The sequence below is a fragment of the Pantoea sp. XY16 genome (genome assembly GCF_025153065.1).
Classification (GTDB): domain Bacteria; phylum Pseudomonadota; class Gammaproteobacteria; order Enterobacterales; family Enterobacteriaceae; genus Pantoea; species Pantoea alfalfae.
In genome coordinates, this window is the sequence record NZ_JANZNP010000005.1 from 179,875 (window position 1) to 197,044 (window position 17,170).

Here is a 17,170-nt window from a genome sequence, read left to right on the forward strand (position 1 = left end):
ACTTTATTTTGCGTCGGGCAACAGGCAGATATCCGACGCACTGCGCTTACAACGTAAAGTGATCGCGGAACTGCTGGATAGCCGCTGTACTATCGCCACTGGCCCAGCCCTCCATAGCCACTGTGCCGCTGTAACCCATCTCCTGCAGCGTTCGGGCGATAGCACGGTAATTGATCTCCCCGGTGCCCGGCTGCTGGCGGCCAGGTACATCGGCAACCTGAATTTCTCCGATGGCGGAACCGCAGCGCCGCAGCAGTTCAATCAGATTGCCTTCGCCAATTTGCGCATGGTAGAGATCCAGATTCATCTTCAGCGCCGGGCTATTGATCGCCTCGACCAGCGCCAGCGTCTCAGACGCCAGGGCAAAGGGTGTGCCTGGATGATCGACCGGCAGGTTAAGGTTCTCGAGTGTGAAAACCCGTCCGGCTCGTTCGCCAAGAAGCGCAACCTGCCGCAGCGTATCGGCGGCCTTCAGCCACATTGCGCCGGTTACCGTTGTCACGGGTTTTACCGGCAGACCGCGATCGTCAAGCCCGGTGCCATGCAGATTCAGTACCGGACAGCCGAGACGTGCTGCTACGGCCAGCGACGCTTCAGCGCTTTGCAGCAGTTGCTGGATTTCCGTCTCATCCGTCAGATTACCGCTCAGATAACCGGTCATAGAGGTAAAGCGCGCACCGGTCGCGACCAGCGCATCGATATCCTTGCTGGCCCATCCCCAGATTTCGACGCCAAAACCCAGTTCGTGAATGCGTTTTACGCGCTCAACAAACGGCAGTTCCAGAAATACCATTTCAGCGCATACGGAAAGTTGATAAACGGCCATCAGCGAGCTCCCAGCTTAACCGGCAGGTTGCGCTGCACAGATTCGATACAGGCCAGCGCGATTTCCAGCGCGTTTCGCGCGTCTTCACCGGTGGCGCGGGGCGTTTCACCGCTGCGGATACAGTGAGCAAACTCACTCATTTCTGCCACGTACGCTTCGCGCAGCAGATCTGAATCCAGTCTTGACGTATCGACCGAAATTCCGCTGGCGGTATAACGCACGCAGTGATTGGCATTGATGTGGCCCGCCTGAAGCATGCCTTTGCTGCCAAAAACCTCGCCACGCACGTCGTAGCCGTACACCGCCTGAAAGTTTGCCTCAGCAATCGCGATGGCGCCGTTGTCGAAGCGAATAGTGACAACCGAGGTATCCAGCAGGCCTTTATCTTTAAAGTCTGGCCGCACCAGTGCATCGGCCAGCGCATAGACTTCAACCGGCTTCGCGCCGTGATTGAAGTGCAGCAGGGTGTCAAAATCGTGAATGAGGGTTTCAAGGAAAATTGTCCACTGCGGAATCGGGGCGGGATCGTTCAGGCCCGGGTCACGGGTTACCGATCGGCTGAGCTGCGTCGTACCATTCTCGCCGTTTTTCACCGCCGCAATCGCCGCAGCAAAGCCGGAATCAAAGCGGCGATTAAAGCCTACCTGTAACACCACGCTGGCCTGTTTTGCCGCCGCGATAGCGCGATCGGCCTCCTCCAGCGTCACTGCCATTGGCTTTTCACAGAACACATGTTTGCCGGCATTAGCCGCAGCGATCACCCACTCTGCATGTGTCCGGGCAGGAGCCGCAATCGCGATAGCGTCAATTTCATCATCCTGCAGCAGCGCATGCAGATCGCTGTACGCTTTGCTGACCCCAAGTCGGCTGGCGAGCTTTTCCGCCGCGCCAGGAAACGGATCGGCCACGGCTGCCAGGGTGGCGCCAGGCACGCGCCAGGCCAGATTTTCGGCATGAAAACTGCCCATGCGGCCTGCGCCAATTAAACCCACACGCACTGTTTGATGGTTCATAAAAACTCCTTATTATTTCGCTTTAGCCCAGGCGGGCGAGGACAGGTGTTGATGAGATCGTTGCGCATCAGCGGCGAAACGACGGGATTTGGAGAGCATCAGCGGCTCAATATGCTCAAGTGAAACGCCGCGGGTTTCCGGTAAAAAACGACGGACAAACCAGAACGCGATAAGACATCCCACCGCACACAGCATCAGCGGGAAGGCACCATGAAAGTGTTCCATCAGCACCCGGCTGCGGTTCATCATCGGGAAGCTTTGCGTAACGATAAAATTCGCGACGTACATTGAGGCAAACGCAAAGCCCATCGCTACGGCGCGGATACGATTAGGAAAGATTTCAGAGATCAACAGCCAGGCACCCAGGCTCCATGACAGGCCAAATATCAGCACAAAGGCTAATAGCCCCATCACTGGCAACATCCCTCCAGCATCGGCGATAAATGCCCAGGCGGTGAAGACCATAGAGAGCGCACATCCCAGTGCCCCCCAGCGCAGCAGCAGCGTCCGGCCCAGACGATCGATGGTACTCAGACAAACGGCCACGCCAGCCAGCAGCGCAAGTCCAGGGAAAATGCTGTGAAACAGGGAAGACTGGGTACTGCCGGTGATGTTTTGTAAGGGTGACGGCGCGTAATAGAGCAGGATGTTGATACCGGAGATCTGCTGCAAAATGGCAATGGCACAGCCAATCAGCAGGATATAGCGTGCCCGTGCATCCCGCAGAATGCCGGGCTGGCTGGCCCGGGCGTTGTCATGCTGATGTGACGTCAGGATCTCCTGTAACAGTCGCTCGGCGTGCCGGGCATTTGAAAGACGGGTCAGCACGTCGAGGGCGCGATCTTTTTTACCGTTCAGCGTCAGCCAGCGCGGCGACTCCGGCATAAATGGCACCAGCAGCAGGAATAGCGCACAGGGCACCACGCCGGAGGCCAGCATCCAGCGCCAGCCTTCACTGACAATCCACTGATGCGGCATACCGCGTGCAATCAGGTAATTCACGATATAGACCGTTACCTGTCCACCGATCATCAGCATCTGCTGCAGGCCGAGCATGCGGCCCCGCCAGTCTTTCGGTGAAACCTCCGCGATATAAAGCGGCGTAATCGCTGATGCCATCCCGACTGCCAGCCCACCTGTCAGCCGCCAGAGAACAAACCCGGTCAGAGAACTCGCCAGCGCAGCACCTACTGCGAAGAGCAAAAAAAGTATGGCGGTGAGGATCAGTGTTGATTTGCGGCCAATACGATCTGAAATGAAGCCCACGCCCCATGCGCCAACGATGCAGCCAGTAATGACATTCGATACTGCCCAGCCACTCTCCCACGGGGTTAAGTACAGATGTTCTGTCAGCGGCTCGATAACGCCGGAGATAACGGAAGCGTCATAACCCAGAATGACGCCACTGAGTGAAGCAATGGCGCAGATAAACAGAATCAGCCGTAAATTATGTTTGCACATAACAACTTATTTCCCTTCGCTTGTTTGGTTCAGGTAACTGCATCCACAGTTGCAAAGGTGATGCCAACCGAAATCCGGGAAATTTTGTGAGCGCTGCCACAGCCCCACCTCACAAATTGGCAACAAAATTTACATGTCAACTTAACATGTCCATAAAATGGGCATTTGATCCCGTGAGGTGGCGTGTGAGTCAGCAACTGTTATTACGCGATGAGAGCGAAGCAATTTTCAGCCTGCCGGACAGGGAAGACGCTGACGGCTGGGATGCGCTGTTATGGCAGAGCTGGCAGCGTTTCATTCAAGGCGAACAGCCACCTGCGCTGCGACAAACTATTCTGCATTCCTGGCAGCGTTCGCAGCAGTACGCTATCGATCCGCACTGCTTTATCTATACCGCCCCGCCAGCCAGTGAGCTGACGGCAATTCTCGAAAACAATGCAGAACTGATTCTTGTTGCGCGCAGCATCATGGAAAATTTGCTCGCCTATAATCCGGATGGGCACATTAACCTCACCGACGCACAGGGGGTAACGCTCCATTTTTGCGGGGCCGACCTGACACCGGTCGGCAGTATTCTGCGTGAAGAGGTATTGGGCACTAACTGTACCGCGCGCTGCCTCATTGAACAGCGGCTGGTGTACGTGCTGAGCGGTGAGAACTGGAAGTTTGATCTGCGCAAACGTCGCCGACAGTGCGCTGCGGCACCGGTCCGCAATGAAAATGGAGAGTTGATTGGTGTGCTGACCCTGACCGCCACGCCGGATAATTTTAACGCCCACACGCTGGGTACGGTTCAGGCGGCGGCGGAAGCTGTCGGGCAGCAACTGATGTTACGACGCCTGCTGGCTGAACAACAGTCCATTCTGGAGACGCTGAATGAAGGCGTTATTGTCTGTGATAAACAGGGACGCATCAAAACGCTTAACCGCTATGCGCGCCAGATTTTCAGCGGGCTGGAACCACGCGATACTCCGATTGATGAACTGCTGCGACCGCAGGCCGGATCGCTGCTGACCATGCCTTTCTGTAATGACCTTGAGCTGCAGTTCAGGCCAGCAGGCCTCGCTCCCCTCTCCTGCCTGATATCGTTAATGCCCGCTCCGGATGGCGGACGCGTGCTGTCACTGCGTGAAAATCAGCGTATCCGCGCGATTACACGACGTGTAATGGGTGTGAACGCCAGTTACACGTTTGAAATGATCCGCGGCCACTCATCACGCCTGCAGCAGGCGATCCATAAGGCACGCGTCAGCAGCCGTACCGACAGCACAGTGCTGCTCAGCGGCGAAAGCGGCACCGGTAAAGAGTTGTTTGCTCAGGCCATTCATAATGCGAGTCCACGCCATCAGGAAGCCTTTATCGCTCTGAACTGCGGCGCACTCCCGCGTGATCTGGTGCAAAGCGAGCTGTTTGGCTATGCCGATGGCGCCTTTACCGGTTCACGTCGTGGCGGTTCACCGGGCAAATTTGAACTGGCTGACGGCGGAACCCTTTTTTTGGATGAGATTGGTGAGATGCCACTTGAAGCGCAAACCAGCTTATTGCGTGTTTTACAGGAGAGCGAAGTGCTGCGTATTGGCGCTGCGCAGCCGGTGAAAGTTAATGTGCGCATTATCGTAGCAACCCACTGCAACTTACCTGAAGCCGTAGAGAAAAACGCGTTCCGGCGCGATCTCTATTATCGTCTGAATGTGATTTCACTGGAAATCCCACCATTGCGCGATCGTCGTGAAGACATTCCGGAACTGGTGAACATTTTCATTCAGGCACTCTGCACGCGTCTGAAGCGTATTCCACCGGTGGTCGCGCCCGAGGCAATGACATGTCTGCAATCCTGGGATTGGCCTGGAAATGTGCGCGAACTCGAAAATGTCATTGAGCGTGTCGTTAACCTGAGTGAAGGATTTGAAATTACCCGATCCGATTTGCCGGAATCGCTGCAGGAGAATTTACCCAGTGATGTGTCCGAAGATATGCCATCCTCACTGCAAAATCTTGAGCGTATGCATATTTTACAGGTTGTAAGTGATCAACACGGGAATCTGCGTCAGTCGGCCCAGTTGCTGGGCATTTCACGAACAGCGTTATACAACAAGCTGAATGGCTGGGAAATCGATTACCGTGCTTTCAGAAAAAACATGCCTTAATCTCTGCAATGGCCTGACTGATTAGCGGCATAAAATCGTACCCGCTGCTGGCCAGCAAAATGCCGCAAATCACCCAAATCACGATAAATACTCCCGCCGTTATGCGACTGACAGGACCTCTGCTGGCCGGCACTGCGCTTTCCCGATGCTCATGCATGACTTCGGCTGGAATGAGATGCACCACCAGCATGATGCCTGATGGCACGATGCTCAGGTCATCGAGATAGCCAATAATCGGAATGAAGTGGAGATCAAGTCGATGGGGGAAACGGCTTTACGCATCTGTATAGCTGCACCTTTTACACGCGTGCTGCGTGCTAAAAACGATCTTACTCATCAATTCTTAGCATCAGAGATATTCGCATCCCAGACTTTCATCACGGCGGATACTGCCGCATCCAGTTCTTTACCGCTTGCCCCATCCCGGGCTTCCGTTGACAGGCCGAGTTCAAAACTGTGGAGCGTTACCGCCAGCGCCCGCACGTCTGTACTGGCAGCCAGCTGTCCCGCCTCTTTCGCTCTCGTGACACATCGCAAAAATCCCGCCCTTGTCCGTTCGCGCTGCACAGTCAGAATTTCACGGATGTGATCATTAGCGGGTGAACAGGTATTCACGGACAGCGCAATCAGGCAGCCGCTGGGATGCCCCGGTTCTGTCTGCATTTTTGCCGAACGGCGCAATGCCAGTTCGACAGCTTCGCGAGGCTCAAACGTGTCATCCCACAGGCAATCGTTAACCTGGCCGTAAGTCGACGCATAGCATTCAACCACCTCCTCAAACAGCGCCTCTTTTGATCCAAACGCAGCGTAAAAACTCGGTGCGGTAATACCGTTACCAAGGTTCGACTTAAGCATGGCAAGCGAGGTGGACTCGTAGCCATACTGCCAGAAAAGGGTCATCGCCTGACGAATTGCCTCATCACGATCAAATGTCCGTGGACGTCCCATCTGAGCCATATCCGCTCCTGTTTTTACCTGTCAGATTTAAATACTAATCGATACATATGTGCTTGACAAGGCTCAGGCCGGTCTATAGCTTCAGATATATACCAATCGATACATTAATCAGAAAATTTTTTGCCACAAGGGTTTTCACGCTATCAACAATTTAAAAAGGGGCTCACGTGCACACCACTTCAGAATTCCATGAAACCACCCCCCAGCGGGGTCTGCCTCTGGCTTCCCTGCTGGCCTTTGCCATGACGGGCTTTATTGCCATCCTGACAGAGACACTACCGGCAGGTCTGCTTCCGGAAATCGGCGAAGGCCTGGGTGTTACTCAGGTGATGGCGGGCCAGCTGGTCAGTATTTATGCGCTGGGATCGCTGCTTGCGGCGATCCCGTTAACGGTGCTGACCGGTGCATGGCGGCGTAAAAAAGTTCTGCTGCTTGCCGTCGGCACCTTTCTGATTTTCAATACCATGACCACCCTTTCGTCCAGTTACTGGCTGACGATGGCGGCCCGTTTTATGTCGGGTGTGGCAGCCGGACTGGCATGGGGGATCCTGGCAGGCTATGCACGCCGCCTCGTTCCTGCTGCGTTACAGGGTCGCGCACTGGCTATTGCTATGGTTGGCATACCGGTGGCTCTGTCGCTAGGTACGCCGGCAGGCGCATGGCTGGGCAGCCTGATAGGATGGAGAGTGCCCTTTGGGATCATGGCAGCCCTGGCCGTGATTCTGTTCATCTGGACATGGATCGTGGTTCCTGATCTGCCGGGGCAGCAGTCAGGCCGTGGCCTCCCTGTGTGGAACGTTTTCCTGATGCCCGGCGTCACACCCGTTCTGGCGGTTATCTTTCTGTGGATGACGGCACACAACATTCTTTACACCTTTATTGGCCCGTTCCTGCAGCTGTCGGGACTGGCTGCAAACGTCGGACTTATCCTGCTGGTTTTTGGCATTGCGGCACTTATCGGCATCTGGATTACCGGAATGCTGGTAGATCGCTATCTGCGCAATCTGGTTCTGCTCAGCCTTGCGGCCCTGGCGGTTGTCTCTGTGGTGCTCGCCGCAGGCATGCGGCAACAGGTTCTCGTCTTTCTGGCCGTCATCGTCTGGGGATGGTCGTTTGGCGGCGCGTCAACTCAGATGCAGACGGCCGCTGCCGACTCGGCGGGCAATTATGTCGATGTCGTTCAGGCGATGGTGACTACCGCATGGAATCTGGCCATTGCCAGCGGCGGAGTCGTTGGCGGGCTGCTGCTCAATAATGCCGGTGCTGAGTCATTCCCCTGGGCGCTTCTGGCCTTTATGGCTGTTGCGTTTGTCATCGCGTGGCGTGCGAAAAAGCACGCCTTCAGGCCTGGTGTCAGAGGCAGTTCAGGGAAGTCGTAGCCGCGTAAATTGTCTGAAACCACACATTTCTCTAATTTGCTTTGCAATCTGCGACACGGATGTCCGCCTGAAGATGCTGAGCAAAATGGCGTTCCTGCATCGCATTGCGATGAGGAACCTTGCCTGAAACGGACTAACAAAACAGGTCACTTTTATTTCAGGAAAAGTTCTAAGGACATCACCTTTTGGCTGTCATCGGTGACGCTCACTTTTTGACGTCCGAAGATCGGGTTACTGAAGTGCTGGTTTTTATGAAATCTGACAACTTAGTACCTCGCGCGGCTACTACTCAGTCGTGGAAAAGCCGCGGGCGGCGGCAACGCTTCCGGGTCAGCAGGCACGTTGTTCAGCATCCGCAAAAATGACGCAGCCCAGTGATGGCTGTTGTGCATATGCAGGCCTTTCATCAGACGGGCGTGCAGACAGCGCCGTTCGTGTAACGGCATCTGCAGGGCGCGATGGACCGCACTGGCCATGGCATCAGGATCATAAGGATTGACGATGATGGCACCTTCCATCTGCCCGGCGGCACCGGCAAACTGCGACAGGATAAGTACCCCTGGATTTTTCGGGTCCTGCAGCGCGACGTACATTTTGGCCATCAGGCTCATGCCCGCCATGAGCGGCGTAACCAGCGCAACGCGTGAGGCACGATAGATACCGGCCTGCTCTTCCCGGCTGTAAGCGTGAGTCAGATAGTTCACCGGATACCAGTTCATGGTGCCATGCACACCATTGAGTTCTCCACATTGCGCTTCCAGAGCGTGACCGAGTTGTGACGCATCATGTGCGTGTCCGGCTGCCGGCGGCGCAAGCTGCAACAGCGTGATATTTTTCTGGTAGCAATCATGCCTCCGCAGCAGCACCTCCAGCGTGCTGATTCGATAAGGCAGTCCTGAACTCTCATCAAGATGGCCGCCGCTCAATACGCTATTTTCGGGCAGACTTTCGCGGCACTGCATTTCCATATAGGCGCAGCTGTTACTCTCACGCAGAGACTCAACATCGTCGAGGTCGATCCCGACCGGGAACACACCAACGTTGATGATCCGGCCATGAATGCGAAAGCTGTGCGCTTCCAGCCATTCCAGCCGGAATTCGCTCTCCAGCCAGACGAGGAAGTTATTCATATCCTGCACGGTCTGAAAGCCAATCAGGTCACAACACAACAGCGACTCTGTAAACCAGCGCCACTCGGGTATGGTTTCAAACATTCTGCCAGCCGGGAAAGGCTGATGCAGAAAGATGCCGACTGAATTGGGCAGGCCCTCTTCGCGGATGTAGCGGGCACAGCCCAGCAGGTGATAATCCTGAATCCAGATAACATCGTCTGGTGTGGCATTTTCACAGATGGCCCGCGCATAGGCTTTATTAATGTTTTTATATTCCTGAAAACCATTGGTGGAAAAACGGGCCATGTCCGGACGCTGGTGGAAAACAGGCCATAGCCCTTTATGAATGTAATTATGGTATCCCTCATTAAGCTCGCCCGGCGTATAGGGGAAGGTCACGGTTTCATACCGATCGTGCTGCTTCGCAACATCGGCTCTTGACGCATCCTGAGAGATAACCGTGCTTTCACCATTCCAGCTAATCCAGAGGCCGCCCAGCCGGGAGAGTATCCCGTCATAAACTGCAGTAAGCGTCGAGCGTTGCGATTGATTATGAGAAACAAGGATAAGGCCTGACATGGTGTGTTCCCTGATTGAAGGCTGTGGACAGGCGATCAAGCCTGGCAGCCTGCGGCTGTTAAGCTGAGGTCGGAGGATAAACTGGAGAAAACCGCTCATGAGTGCGCGCCCTGTCCGCTTAATGCCTGCTGGCGCTTCTGGCGCAGATTGAATCATTAATCCCATCGTGCAGAGTCGTCACCCAGACGCCAGGCAGTGAGGGAAAGGCGATGAATCCGTTACGCTCAAAAAAATCCGGCACGGGTTCACCCATTGCAATAATACGGCGGCAGCCTCTGGTGCCCGGATGAGAAACACAGCAGTGCAGCAGCCAGGATCCAAGCCCGACAAAGCGATACTCCGGCGAGATAAACAGATTCCGGATTACCCAGGTTTCAGCCATGTCAGTTACAACCCGGGCAAAACCGATTTGTCGGCCATTACGATAAAGCCCGAAGCACAGGCTGTTGTTGAGGGCCAGAATCAGCGCGCGGCTGTCGGGTATCGTTGTGCCCAGCCATTGCGCAACCAGGCGATAGTTCAGCAGTGACGGATCGGTACTGGCCTCAATAGCATCCCGGAACCACTTGCGGGGCGAAATGAGGCGAAGGCGCTGCTGCTCAGCAAGATCGGCTAATGCCGCCTCGCGGCAGCCCGGTATGGACCAGGGCTTATTAATGCATTTCATTCACGGCTTTCCGATAAGAGGCGCACAAGCGCCCGGTGCCGTCAATTAAACCGGGAGGCCCGTAAAAATGGCGTAAAAAGAGGCTGGTGAAGTGTAAAAACGCTGCAAAACAACTGCCGCCATGGCATTAGCGGGCGAGTACGGCGTGAAAGTCAGCGCTGGATGGTGGTGAGCTAACCGGGAACTGGCCTGGATCTGCCTCTCTCAGCAAAAGTATTGTTCAGAGAAACCTGTTTAAACGGGCATAAACAAAAGGCGCTAAAGGCTTTCAGGCAATGGCTGCTGGCGGAAATGCGTCGGGGAACATAACTCTACTTAACCGTGATCCTTAGTTCTCTGAGCGGCCCTGAATATGCTCACGGAGAAAAGCCCTCGGTCAGAGGGCTTTAATTAGTGTGCACTCAAACCATGACGCTTACAGACGAAAGGCATTCACTGCTTCACGTAACGAATGTGCCTGGGCTGAAAGTGACTGCGATGCCGAAGAGGATTCCTCAACCAGTGCAGCATTATTCTGCGTGACGCCATCCATCTCATTGACCGCAATACTGACCTGAGAAATGCCCTGCATCTGCTCTGCTGAGGCAAGTGAGATGTTGTCCATCGCGTCGGCCAGTTTTCCGACCATAGCATTGATATCAAGGATGCTCTTGCCTGTTCCGGTTGCGACAACAACACCACTTTCAACCTGTGCTACGGCTTCTTCAATCAGATGTTTGATATCTCTGGCAGCCGTGGCGCTGCGCTGAGCAAGCGTCCTGACTTCACCGGCAACGACGGCAAAACCCCGCCCCTGTTCGCCCGCACGAGCGGCTTCTACCGCAGCGTTGAGCGCCAGAATATTGGTCTGGAAGGCGATTCCTTCGATAACGGCAGTAATATCCCGGACTTTCACTGCGCTTTTGGAAATATCATTCATCGTCTCTGACATCCGCTGCATATCGTGCTCGCCCGACCGCGCCAGGGTAGCGGTTTCGCGTGCAGAGTCCGCAGTCTGCTGCGCACCCGCTGCATTGCTTTTTACCGTGACGGTGAGCTGTTCGATACTGGCGGCAGTTTCCTGTAACGCGGCAGCCTGCTGTTCTGTACGGGAGGAAAGTTCGGTATTGCCCTGGGAAATTTCATCAGCAGCCATGGCTACCGAAGCGGAGGAGTCTTTGATATGGGAGACCAACTTGCGCAGATTATTTTGCATGCTATCCAGGGACGCCATCATGCTGACGGTATCCCCCTGACGAAGTGTCACCGTCGTTGTCAGATCCCCTGCAGCAATCGCGGCGGCCAGGCCCTGCGCATGAGAAGGTTCGCCACCCAGTTGAACCTTGAGCCAGCGGGTAATCAGGCCACTCATCACAAACCCCAAAATGACAAACAGGGTCGTCAGAAACGCCAGCGTTACATAAACACCCGAGAGCGCCTGCGTTGAGGTTTCCGCCGTTTTACCTGTAACCCGCGCCTGATAATTCACCATGCCGTCCACTGCGATACGATATTGAGTAAGCGCAGGAATCAGTTCGCTCCGAAGCTTATCCCGGAACGCAATAGCATCTGGCGTAAACACATTCTGCTCAGCCTGACGAAGCGGACCTGATGCTACTTCAATTTTATTGAGTTGCGTGGAAGCCTCTTCAACTTCAGCAAGATTAATTCCAGGAATGCTTTTAGCACCGTTGATCAGCTGCCGGAAATGCGCAGTGGTATTGTCATTCGTGGTCTGTAAGACAAAAAACTGCGTTTTAAGTTTTTCTTCTGTCTGGGGCTGAGTGCCTGCAGCCGCAGAGACTAAAAGAAGCGCCTGCTGAGTCAGGTTATCTTTTAGCGTTTGAAGTGCCTGAAGATCGCCAAGGCGCGCGCGGGTCAACGCCTGCTGTTCGCTGGCGGTATTAAGTTTAAACCCGGCAAAACCTGTTACAAAAACGCCCGCTAAGATGACAGTGAGAAATGCTGCGGTGAGCATAACGCTTAATTTTGTTTTTTTGTTGCTCATCGCTGAACACTCCGACGTCTGATTTATTAAGTTATTACCGACGTTCCGCACCTGTGGCTCGCTGGTCCCTTCCGTCTTTATCGGCAGCGAGCATGAAAATTGCAGTAAGGAAGCATGCGAGGCGCAATAATTTCTGGGGAAGAGACTATTAGTAGAAGAGGGATGCCATAAGAGAGTGAGTTTTAGTAAGACTGAGCGCCAGAGATGTGAAAGATCTTTCACCTCTTTTTACGAAGTAAATTATGCAGTTTTTGCCCAAAAGGTGTATGGAAAGCGTGAGAATGGCGCTCTGGCGCGTTGTGCATTTGATTCTGTTACTTGCTTAATTATCTGGCCCTGAACTGGCAATTTTTTTCAAAGAGTCACACCCTGAAGTTTCGCAAAGGAGTCAGAAATTAATCACATGCGACCTGTCACCGCTAAAATAACGCGCAACATTATCAAATGCCGTTCTGAAATAGAGCGCATAGCTGGCCTTTTCAACATATCCCAGGTGCCGCGTACACAGTACATTGGGCATCTGCAGGTAAGGATGCCGGGTGTTGTAAAGCGGTTCCTCTTCGTAAACATCCAACGCCGCAAATCCAGGCCGCCCCTGTGTCAGGGCATTGTGCAACGCGCCGTCATGAACCAGTTCAGCCCGGCTGATATTGACGAATAACGCATCAGTTTTCATCAGCGCGAGATCGGCTGGCGTGATGTTGCCTTGCGTCGCAGCCACCAGCCGCTGGTGCACGGTTAACACATCGCGCGTGGCGAAAAATTGCTCCCGACTTTCGGGAACCGTCCATCCGTCTGCTCGTGCCTCTTCCTGCGCACGCGAACTTCCCCATACCTGCACCTGCACCTGCACCTGCATCCCAAAAACGGCAGCATAGGACGCAAGCCGTTTACCAATTTTCCATAGCCCAGAATGCCGATGACCTGATTGTGAATCGCAGATCCGATTTCTGTCTGCCAGTGCCCTTCGGCTATTGCATTCACCGACGAGACAAATTTTCGGCGGGAAGCCATGATTAACAACCAGGTTAGCTCAGCAGGCGCAACCGGTGAGGCACTCCCTTCCACAATGGCAACACCCGATCGCGTGCAGGCATCACTATCGACATTTCTCGTCAGCTTACCCGTCTGACTGATCAATTTAAGAGGTGGCGTGCGTCGCAGAAAGGCTTCGTCAATAACCGTCCTTTCGCGGATAAATATCAAAGCTTCAGCCGATAACAGCTATTTCTCTGCCATCGGGTCCATGCTGACATTGCCCAGAGCAGCGCAATGAAAGCTGTTATCACTATGTAGAAAATCCAGTTTTTGAGTGGCAAACTGATAATCATCTGGGATGACGATATGAATGGTCATTAAGAAACCTCATTATTTGACAGCTGTGCACACATTTAAACGTTAATGATTAAAAGCTTTATCAGTTTTACAACTTTGGGACTCATTACCTTTGCTAATATTCATTGTCAGCCTGTATCGTTATTTATCCTTTTATGACCACGAACATTACAGGTAACTTCCCCCACCTATCCTTATTCATCTGCTCTGAGCTAAGCGACCATTTTGAATGTGGGTTAATACCCACGTCGGTGTCATGCTATTACGATATAATGAAAAGTAAGTCGAAGCCGATAACGATAGTGAATTAGTAGTCTTACTCACCAGCATAAGATATGAACACACAGCAAATGTAATAAAATATTGCCCAATTAAACAGTAAGCCAGTATTGAGATAAGCCGTCATATGAAGCTGTTTATCTTAATGATTATGCTGGAAAAAAGATTAAACCAGTATGCGATTGTCGACAGAGTTCGCTGAGTTTATAAAGCCTGAATTGCAGAAAAATTTTCGTTAACAGGCTGAAAATTATGTATTTACGGGAATGAAATGAAACCTGGTGTAGAAAATGATGAAACGCGCGAACGTTTGCAACAGCGTATTAAGCTGGGCGAGTTTCGCCCGTTTTTTCAGCCGATAGTTTCTCTGGAAGATTTGCGCGTGATGGGGTTTGAGATGCTCGCGCGGCACATATCCCCGGAGGGTATCGTTACGCCTCCTTCAGACTTCATTCCGGCTATGGAGCGAAGTGGTCTGCTCGACGAGCTGATGCTCAGCCTTATGGCACAGGGTTTCAAAGTTGCTGCCACATGGCCAGAACAGCAGTTTATATCGATGAATGTTTCTCCTTCGCAGCTTGATGGCAGGTATCTTACTGAAATTATAAGGAATACAGCCAGTGAATTTCAGCTCGATCTTGCAAGGTTGAAGATTGAGATAACTGAAACAGCCCTGTTAAATGATATCAATACCGCCCGGACAGAGATTGAAGCCCTGTCACGTATGGGTTGTAAGATTGCAATGGATGATTTTGGAACAGGCTATTCCAGCCTCGCCTGGCTGATTCAGTTACCGGTTAACACGCTTAAAATTGACAGCAGTTTTATTCGCTCCATGCTGCACAAAAAAGACAGCCGCAAAATCATTTCCAGCGTCGCCGGTCTGGGCCGAAGCCTTGATATGGATGTGATCGCGGAGGGCGTTGAAACCGAAGAACAGGCTGAAATGCTCCGGGGTATAGGTTGCCTCTATGCGCAGGGCTATTTGTTCGGGAAACCTGTCTCAGGAGCGGAAAGCTGCCGGATGCTTAATGCAGTACCAGATAAAGGATCGCTGCGGCGGGTTGCGCGCCTTTCCCTCGATCAGCGAGCGCATCAGATTTCATCCATGTATGCGATTCCCGGCACGTCTATTTGTTTTCTTAATCCGGAACTGGTGATCGTTGATGCAAGTGACACGTTTGCCGAACGGGTCGGCTGGGCTCCGCAGGATCTTATCCATAAATATATTTATGAAGTTATTCCGTCTCAGGCTGAAAAACTACTCTGGCTGCAGGAATTCCGATTGAAAGGACTTCCCTATCCCCCTTATGAGGTTGTGCTGCCTGACGGTTCGTCCGATCTGGTCATGGTGACCCGGGTGGAAGATGAGGCCAAGGATTTACTGGGCTTTTGTGTATTTGGTGTGAAAATGAGTGACCGCAAGCGCCATTAAGCTGAACGTTTTTTTCAGCGTGATGACACTCATTAACGATCAACATGGCAGATTGCGGTGTGCCTATCTCACCTGCGCTTCATGTGCCTTCAGGATTTATCTCTTCAATAAGCATCTCGCCCTGATTATGGATATTACCGACTTTGGCTGAAACAGGGTGCCAGGTGAAATCCTGCTCGGGTAAGGCGGCCTCATGTGCAATGTCCTGTGCCCGACCGGGTGTGGTTTCAGCACCGAGCCATTCGCGTACCGCGTCCGCCCGTAAAACCAGTGGACGGCGGTCATGAATATCGACCATGCCTTTGTTGCTCGCCGCTGTGACGATAACAAATCCCTCATGTCCATGGTCTTTACCGTAAGGCGCCCTGCCGATCGCGGCGAAAAACAGCGGTTCCTTCGCTTTGTGGTGGATAAAATATGGCTGTTTCCTGTCACCCTCACGCTTCCACTCGTACCAGCCATCGGCAGGTACAATGGCTCGTCCCTGCTCCCATAACGGCTTAAACATACGCATACGGCCGGTTGGGGCTGTTTCACTCCGGGCATTGATTAGCGGCTGCTTATTCCACCACTCAGGATCGTAGCCCCAGTAAACCGGGTCCAGGTGAAGTTCATCATCCCGCTCATTGAGCAGCAGCACGTTGGTGCCTGGCGCAACATTGAAACGCCCTATAGGTTCCGGATCATAAATGATTTCATCGGGCTTCAGTCCCAGAGAGTCAAAGTAATCGTCTCTGCTACTGTACTGCGCAAACCGTCCACACATAGGTACCTCCTGGCATAAGGATAGACCGGTGTTGATTAAGTCATGATCAAAATATCAACTTTCTGGCTGAAGATATCGCGCCAGCTGTCGAGAATATAGTAAAGGGAATGCAGAGAACGGAATAACCTGAGCAGATCCGTGTTCACCTTTTCTGATGGCAAGCCAGGTTAAACAAACTTGCCTCTCTGCCCCGGACATAATTATTGATTGCTGACCCTGCCGACAGAAGAAGGGCGCTGAATCGATGTTACCCGGCGACTGCACTGTACAGCACATCATTAAGGCGCTGTGTGATTTCAGCTCTTAGTCACAGCGTGATATTTAACCATCAGGAAAATAACAAATGAGCCTCGTTTATATACCTGCCCTCATTCCACTCTTATTAAAAAAAGAGAATGAGAAAGGAAGCCCGCTTACAGAAGAGGAAGTCAGCAGTATCAGGGATAGCGCCACCTGTATCGAAGTGGCAAGCGATATTGCTTTTACAATGGCAGAATGCCGCGGATATTTTGATATCAACCCTGAAAAATGCTGGGATGAATGGCGAGTGTTCAGGAAGAAGGGTTTAGATTCTACTGGCGACAAATGATAACTGCATCGCGATAAACCTCTGCACCTCACGTTTTACGGGTCCGCATCTGATCGCAGTACTTCAGAGATCGACATAGTGATAGCATCAGTTCTGGCTGGCCGACGGCTTACTGCATATCGATCTGATATTCAACGCTTTCGATAGTCGTATAGGCTTACTGCGGGGCGAAATGTATCGGAAATTCGTCTTTCAGAAAGGCGAATCTCATTGGAAAAGTCTGAGCCTCTACAGCTTGTTTAATTGATTCAATAGCAGCCGTACACAGAGCGGGATCTCCGGCCTGAACGTCGATGCTTACCGGAGGCTCGCCTGCCGGCTGCCTGATCCTTACATCACATGTTTTACCGCGATAAGAATCTGCATCAAAAAAACGATATTGTATGGCTGTTACAGCCTGGCAGAGCCAGAGCTGCGTTTCACGCTCCTGAATATGCTGTGGTGTCTGAGCTTCGCACTGACTTTTAATCTCTGACGCATCTGGAGTCTTGATTCCCTGCTGTCGGATGTGATTTGTACTCATGTGGCATCCGGAAACTGCTAATACCGCAGTCAACGCAATTATTTTTTTCATCATTACATCCCTGTTGTTTGATCAAATTTTGTCCCATCAAGGCTAAAGACTTTATATCCACAAC

General features: G+C 52.7%; 13 protein-coding genes and 1 pseudogene. 4 read left to right on the plus strand and 10 right to left on the minus strand.

Going from position 1 to position 17,170, the window contains the following annotated elements; genetic code table 11:
• Positions 1–46: 46 nt before the first annotated feature.
• From N1689_RS08615 to N1689_RS08625, 3 genes are read right to left on the minus strand one after another with little or no spacing between them, the layout of a single operon-like run.
• The gene (locus tag N1689_RS08615; RefSeq protein WP_161736490.1) at positions 47–826 is read right to left on the minus strand and encodes a TIM barrel protein; all 780 of its coding nucleotides are present in this window, start codon (positions 824–826) and stop codon (positions 47–49) included.
• On the minus strand, positions 826–1,839 hold the full coding sequence (locus tag N1689_RS08620; RefSeq protein WP_260058584.1) for a Gfo/Idh/MocA family oxidoreductase: 1,014 nt from the start codon (positions 1,837–1,839) through the stop codon (positions 826–828). Before N1689_RS08620 ends, N1689_RS08615 begins: the two co-directional genes overlap by 1 nt.
• A 12-nt stretch (positions 1,840–1,851) precedes the next feature.
• The gene (locus tag N1689_RS08625) at positions 1,852–3,300 is read right to left on the minus strand and encodes a sugar porter family MFS transporter (RefSeq protein WP_260058586.1); all 1,449 of its coding nucleotides are present in this window, start codon (positions 3,298–3,300) and stop codon (positions 1,852–1,854) included.
• Between the two features lie 185 nt (positions 3,301–3,485).
• Between N1689_RS08625 and N1689_RS08630 the strand changes: the two genes are divergently transcribed.
• Complete coding sequence (locus tag N1689_RS08630) at positions 3,486–5,447, plus strand: sigma-54-dependent Fis family transcriptional regulator (RefSeq protein WP_371876257.1); 1,962 nt, start codon at positions 3,486–3,488, stop codon at positions 5,445–5,447.
• Between the two features lie 336 nt (positions 5,448–5,783).
• Here the strand turns inward: N1689_RS08630 and N1689_RS08635 are convergent, their stop codons facing one another.
• A complete protein-coding gene (locus N1689_RS08635) occupies positions 5,784–6,404 on the minus strand; it encodes a TetR/AcrR family transcriptional regulator (protein ID WP_222925779.1) in 621 nt (206 codons plus the stop codon).
• 167 nt (positions 6,405–6,571) lie between these two features.
• Between N1689_RS08635 and N1689_RS08640 the strand changes: the two genes are divergently transcribed.
• Positions 6,572–7,783, plus strand: a complete 1,212-nt coding sequence (locus N1689_RS08640) for an MFS transporter (RefSeq protein WP_260058587.1) — start codon at positions 6,572–6,574, stop codon at positions 7,781–7,783.
• 266 nt (positions 7,784–8,049) lie between these two features.
• On the opposite strand, the gene N1689_RS08645 is transcribed toward N1689_RS08640, so the two are convergent.
• From N1689_RS08645 to N1689_RS08660, 4 genes and pseudogenes are all read right to left on the minus strand, one after another.
• Entirely contained in the window at positions 8,050–9,474 is a 1,425-nt protein-coding gene (locus tag N1689_RS08645; RefSeq protein ID WP_161736484.1) for a trehalose-6-phosphate synthase, read from the minus strand.
• Between the two features lie 118 nt (positions 9,475–9,592).
• Positions 9,593–10,141 (minus strand): GNAT family N-acetyltransferase, encoded by a 549-nt coding sequence (locus N1689_RS08650; protein ID WP_161736483.1) that lies wholly within the window; start codon positions 10,139–10,141, stop codon positions 9,593–9,595.
• Between the two features lie 415 nt (positions 10,142–10,556).
• A complete protein-coding gene (locus tag N1689_RS08655; RefSeq protein ID WP_260058589.1) occupies positions 10,557–12,128 on the minus strand; it encodes a methyl-accepting chemotaxis protein in 1,572 nt (523 codons plus the stop codon).
• Positions 12,129–12,516: 388 nt separating this feature from the next.
• Positions 12,517–13,484 (minus strand): annotated as a pseudogene (locus tag N1689_RS08660) (D-2-hydroxyacid dehydrogenase family protein).
• A gap of 529 nt (positions 13,485–14,013) precedes the next feature.
• Here N1689_RS08660 and N1689_RS08665 point away from each other — a divergent pair.
• Complete coding sequence (locus N1689_RS08665; RefSeq protein WP_222925775.1) at positions 14,014–15,177, plus strand: EAL domain-containing protein; 1,164 nt, start codon at positions 14,014–14,016, stop codon at positions 15,175–15,177.
• 79 nt (positions 15,178–15,256) lie between these two features.
• Here N1689_RS08665 and N1689_RS08670 read toward each other — a convergent pair whose 3' ends face one another.
• Positions 15,257–15,943, minus strand: coding sequence for an SOS response-associated peptidase family protein (locus N1689_RS08670; RefSeq protein WP_260058591.1), 687 nt, complete (start codon positions 15,941–15,943; stop codon positions 15,257–15,259).
• Positions 15,944–16,286: 343 nt separating this feature from the next.
• Between N1689_RS08670 and N1689_RS08675 the strand changes: the two genes are divergently transcribed.
• Positions 16,287–16,532: a hypothetical protein gene (locus tag N1689_RS08675; protein ID WP_161736698.1), complete on the plus strand. Its 246-nt coding sequence runs from the start codon at positions 16,287–16,289 to the stop codon at positions 16,530–16,532.
• A 157-nt stretch (positions 16,533–16,689) separates the two neighbouring features.
• On the opposite strand, the gene N1689_RS08680 is transcribed toward N1689_RS08675, so the two are convergent.
• Positions 16,690–17,109, minus strand: coding sequence for a cell envelope integrity TolA C-terminal domain-containing protein (locus tag N1689_RS08680; RefSeq protein ID WP_260058592.1), 420 nt, complete (start codon positions 17,107–17,109; stop codon positions 16,690–16,692).
• Between the last annotated feature and the right edge of the window lie 61 nt (positions 17,110–17,170).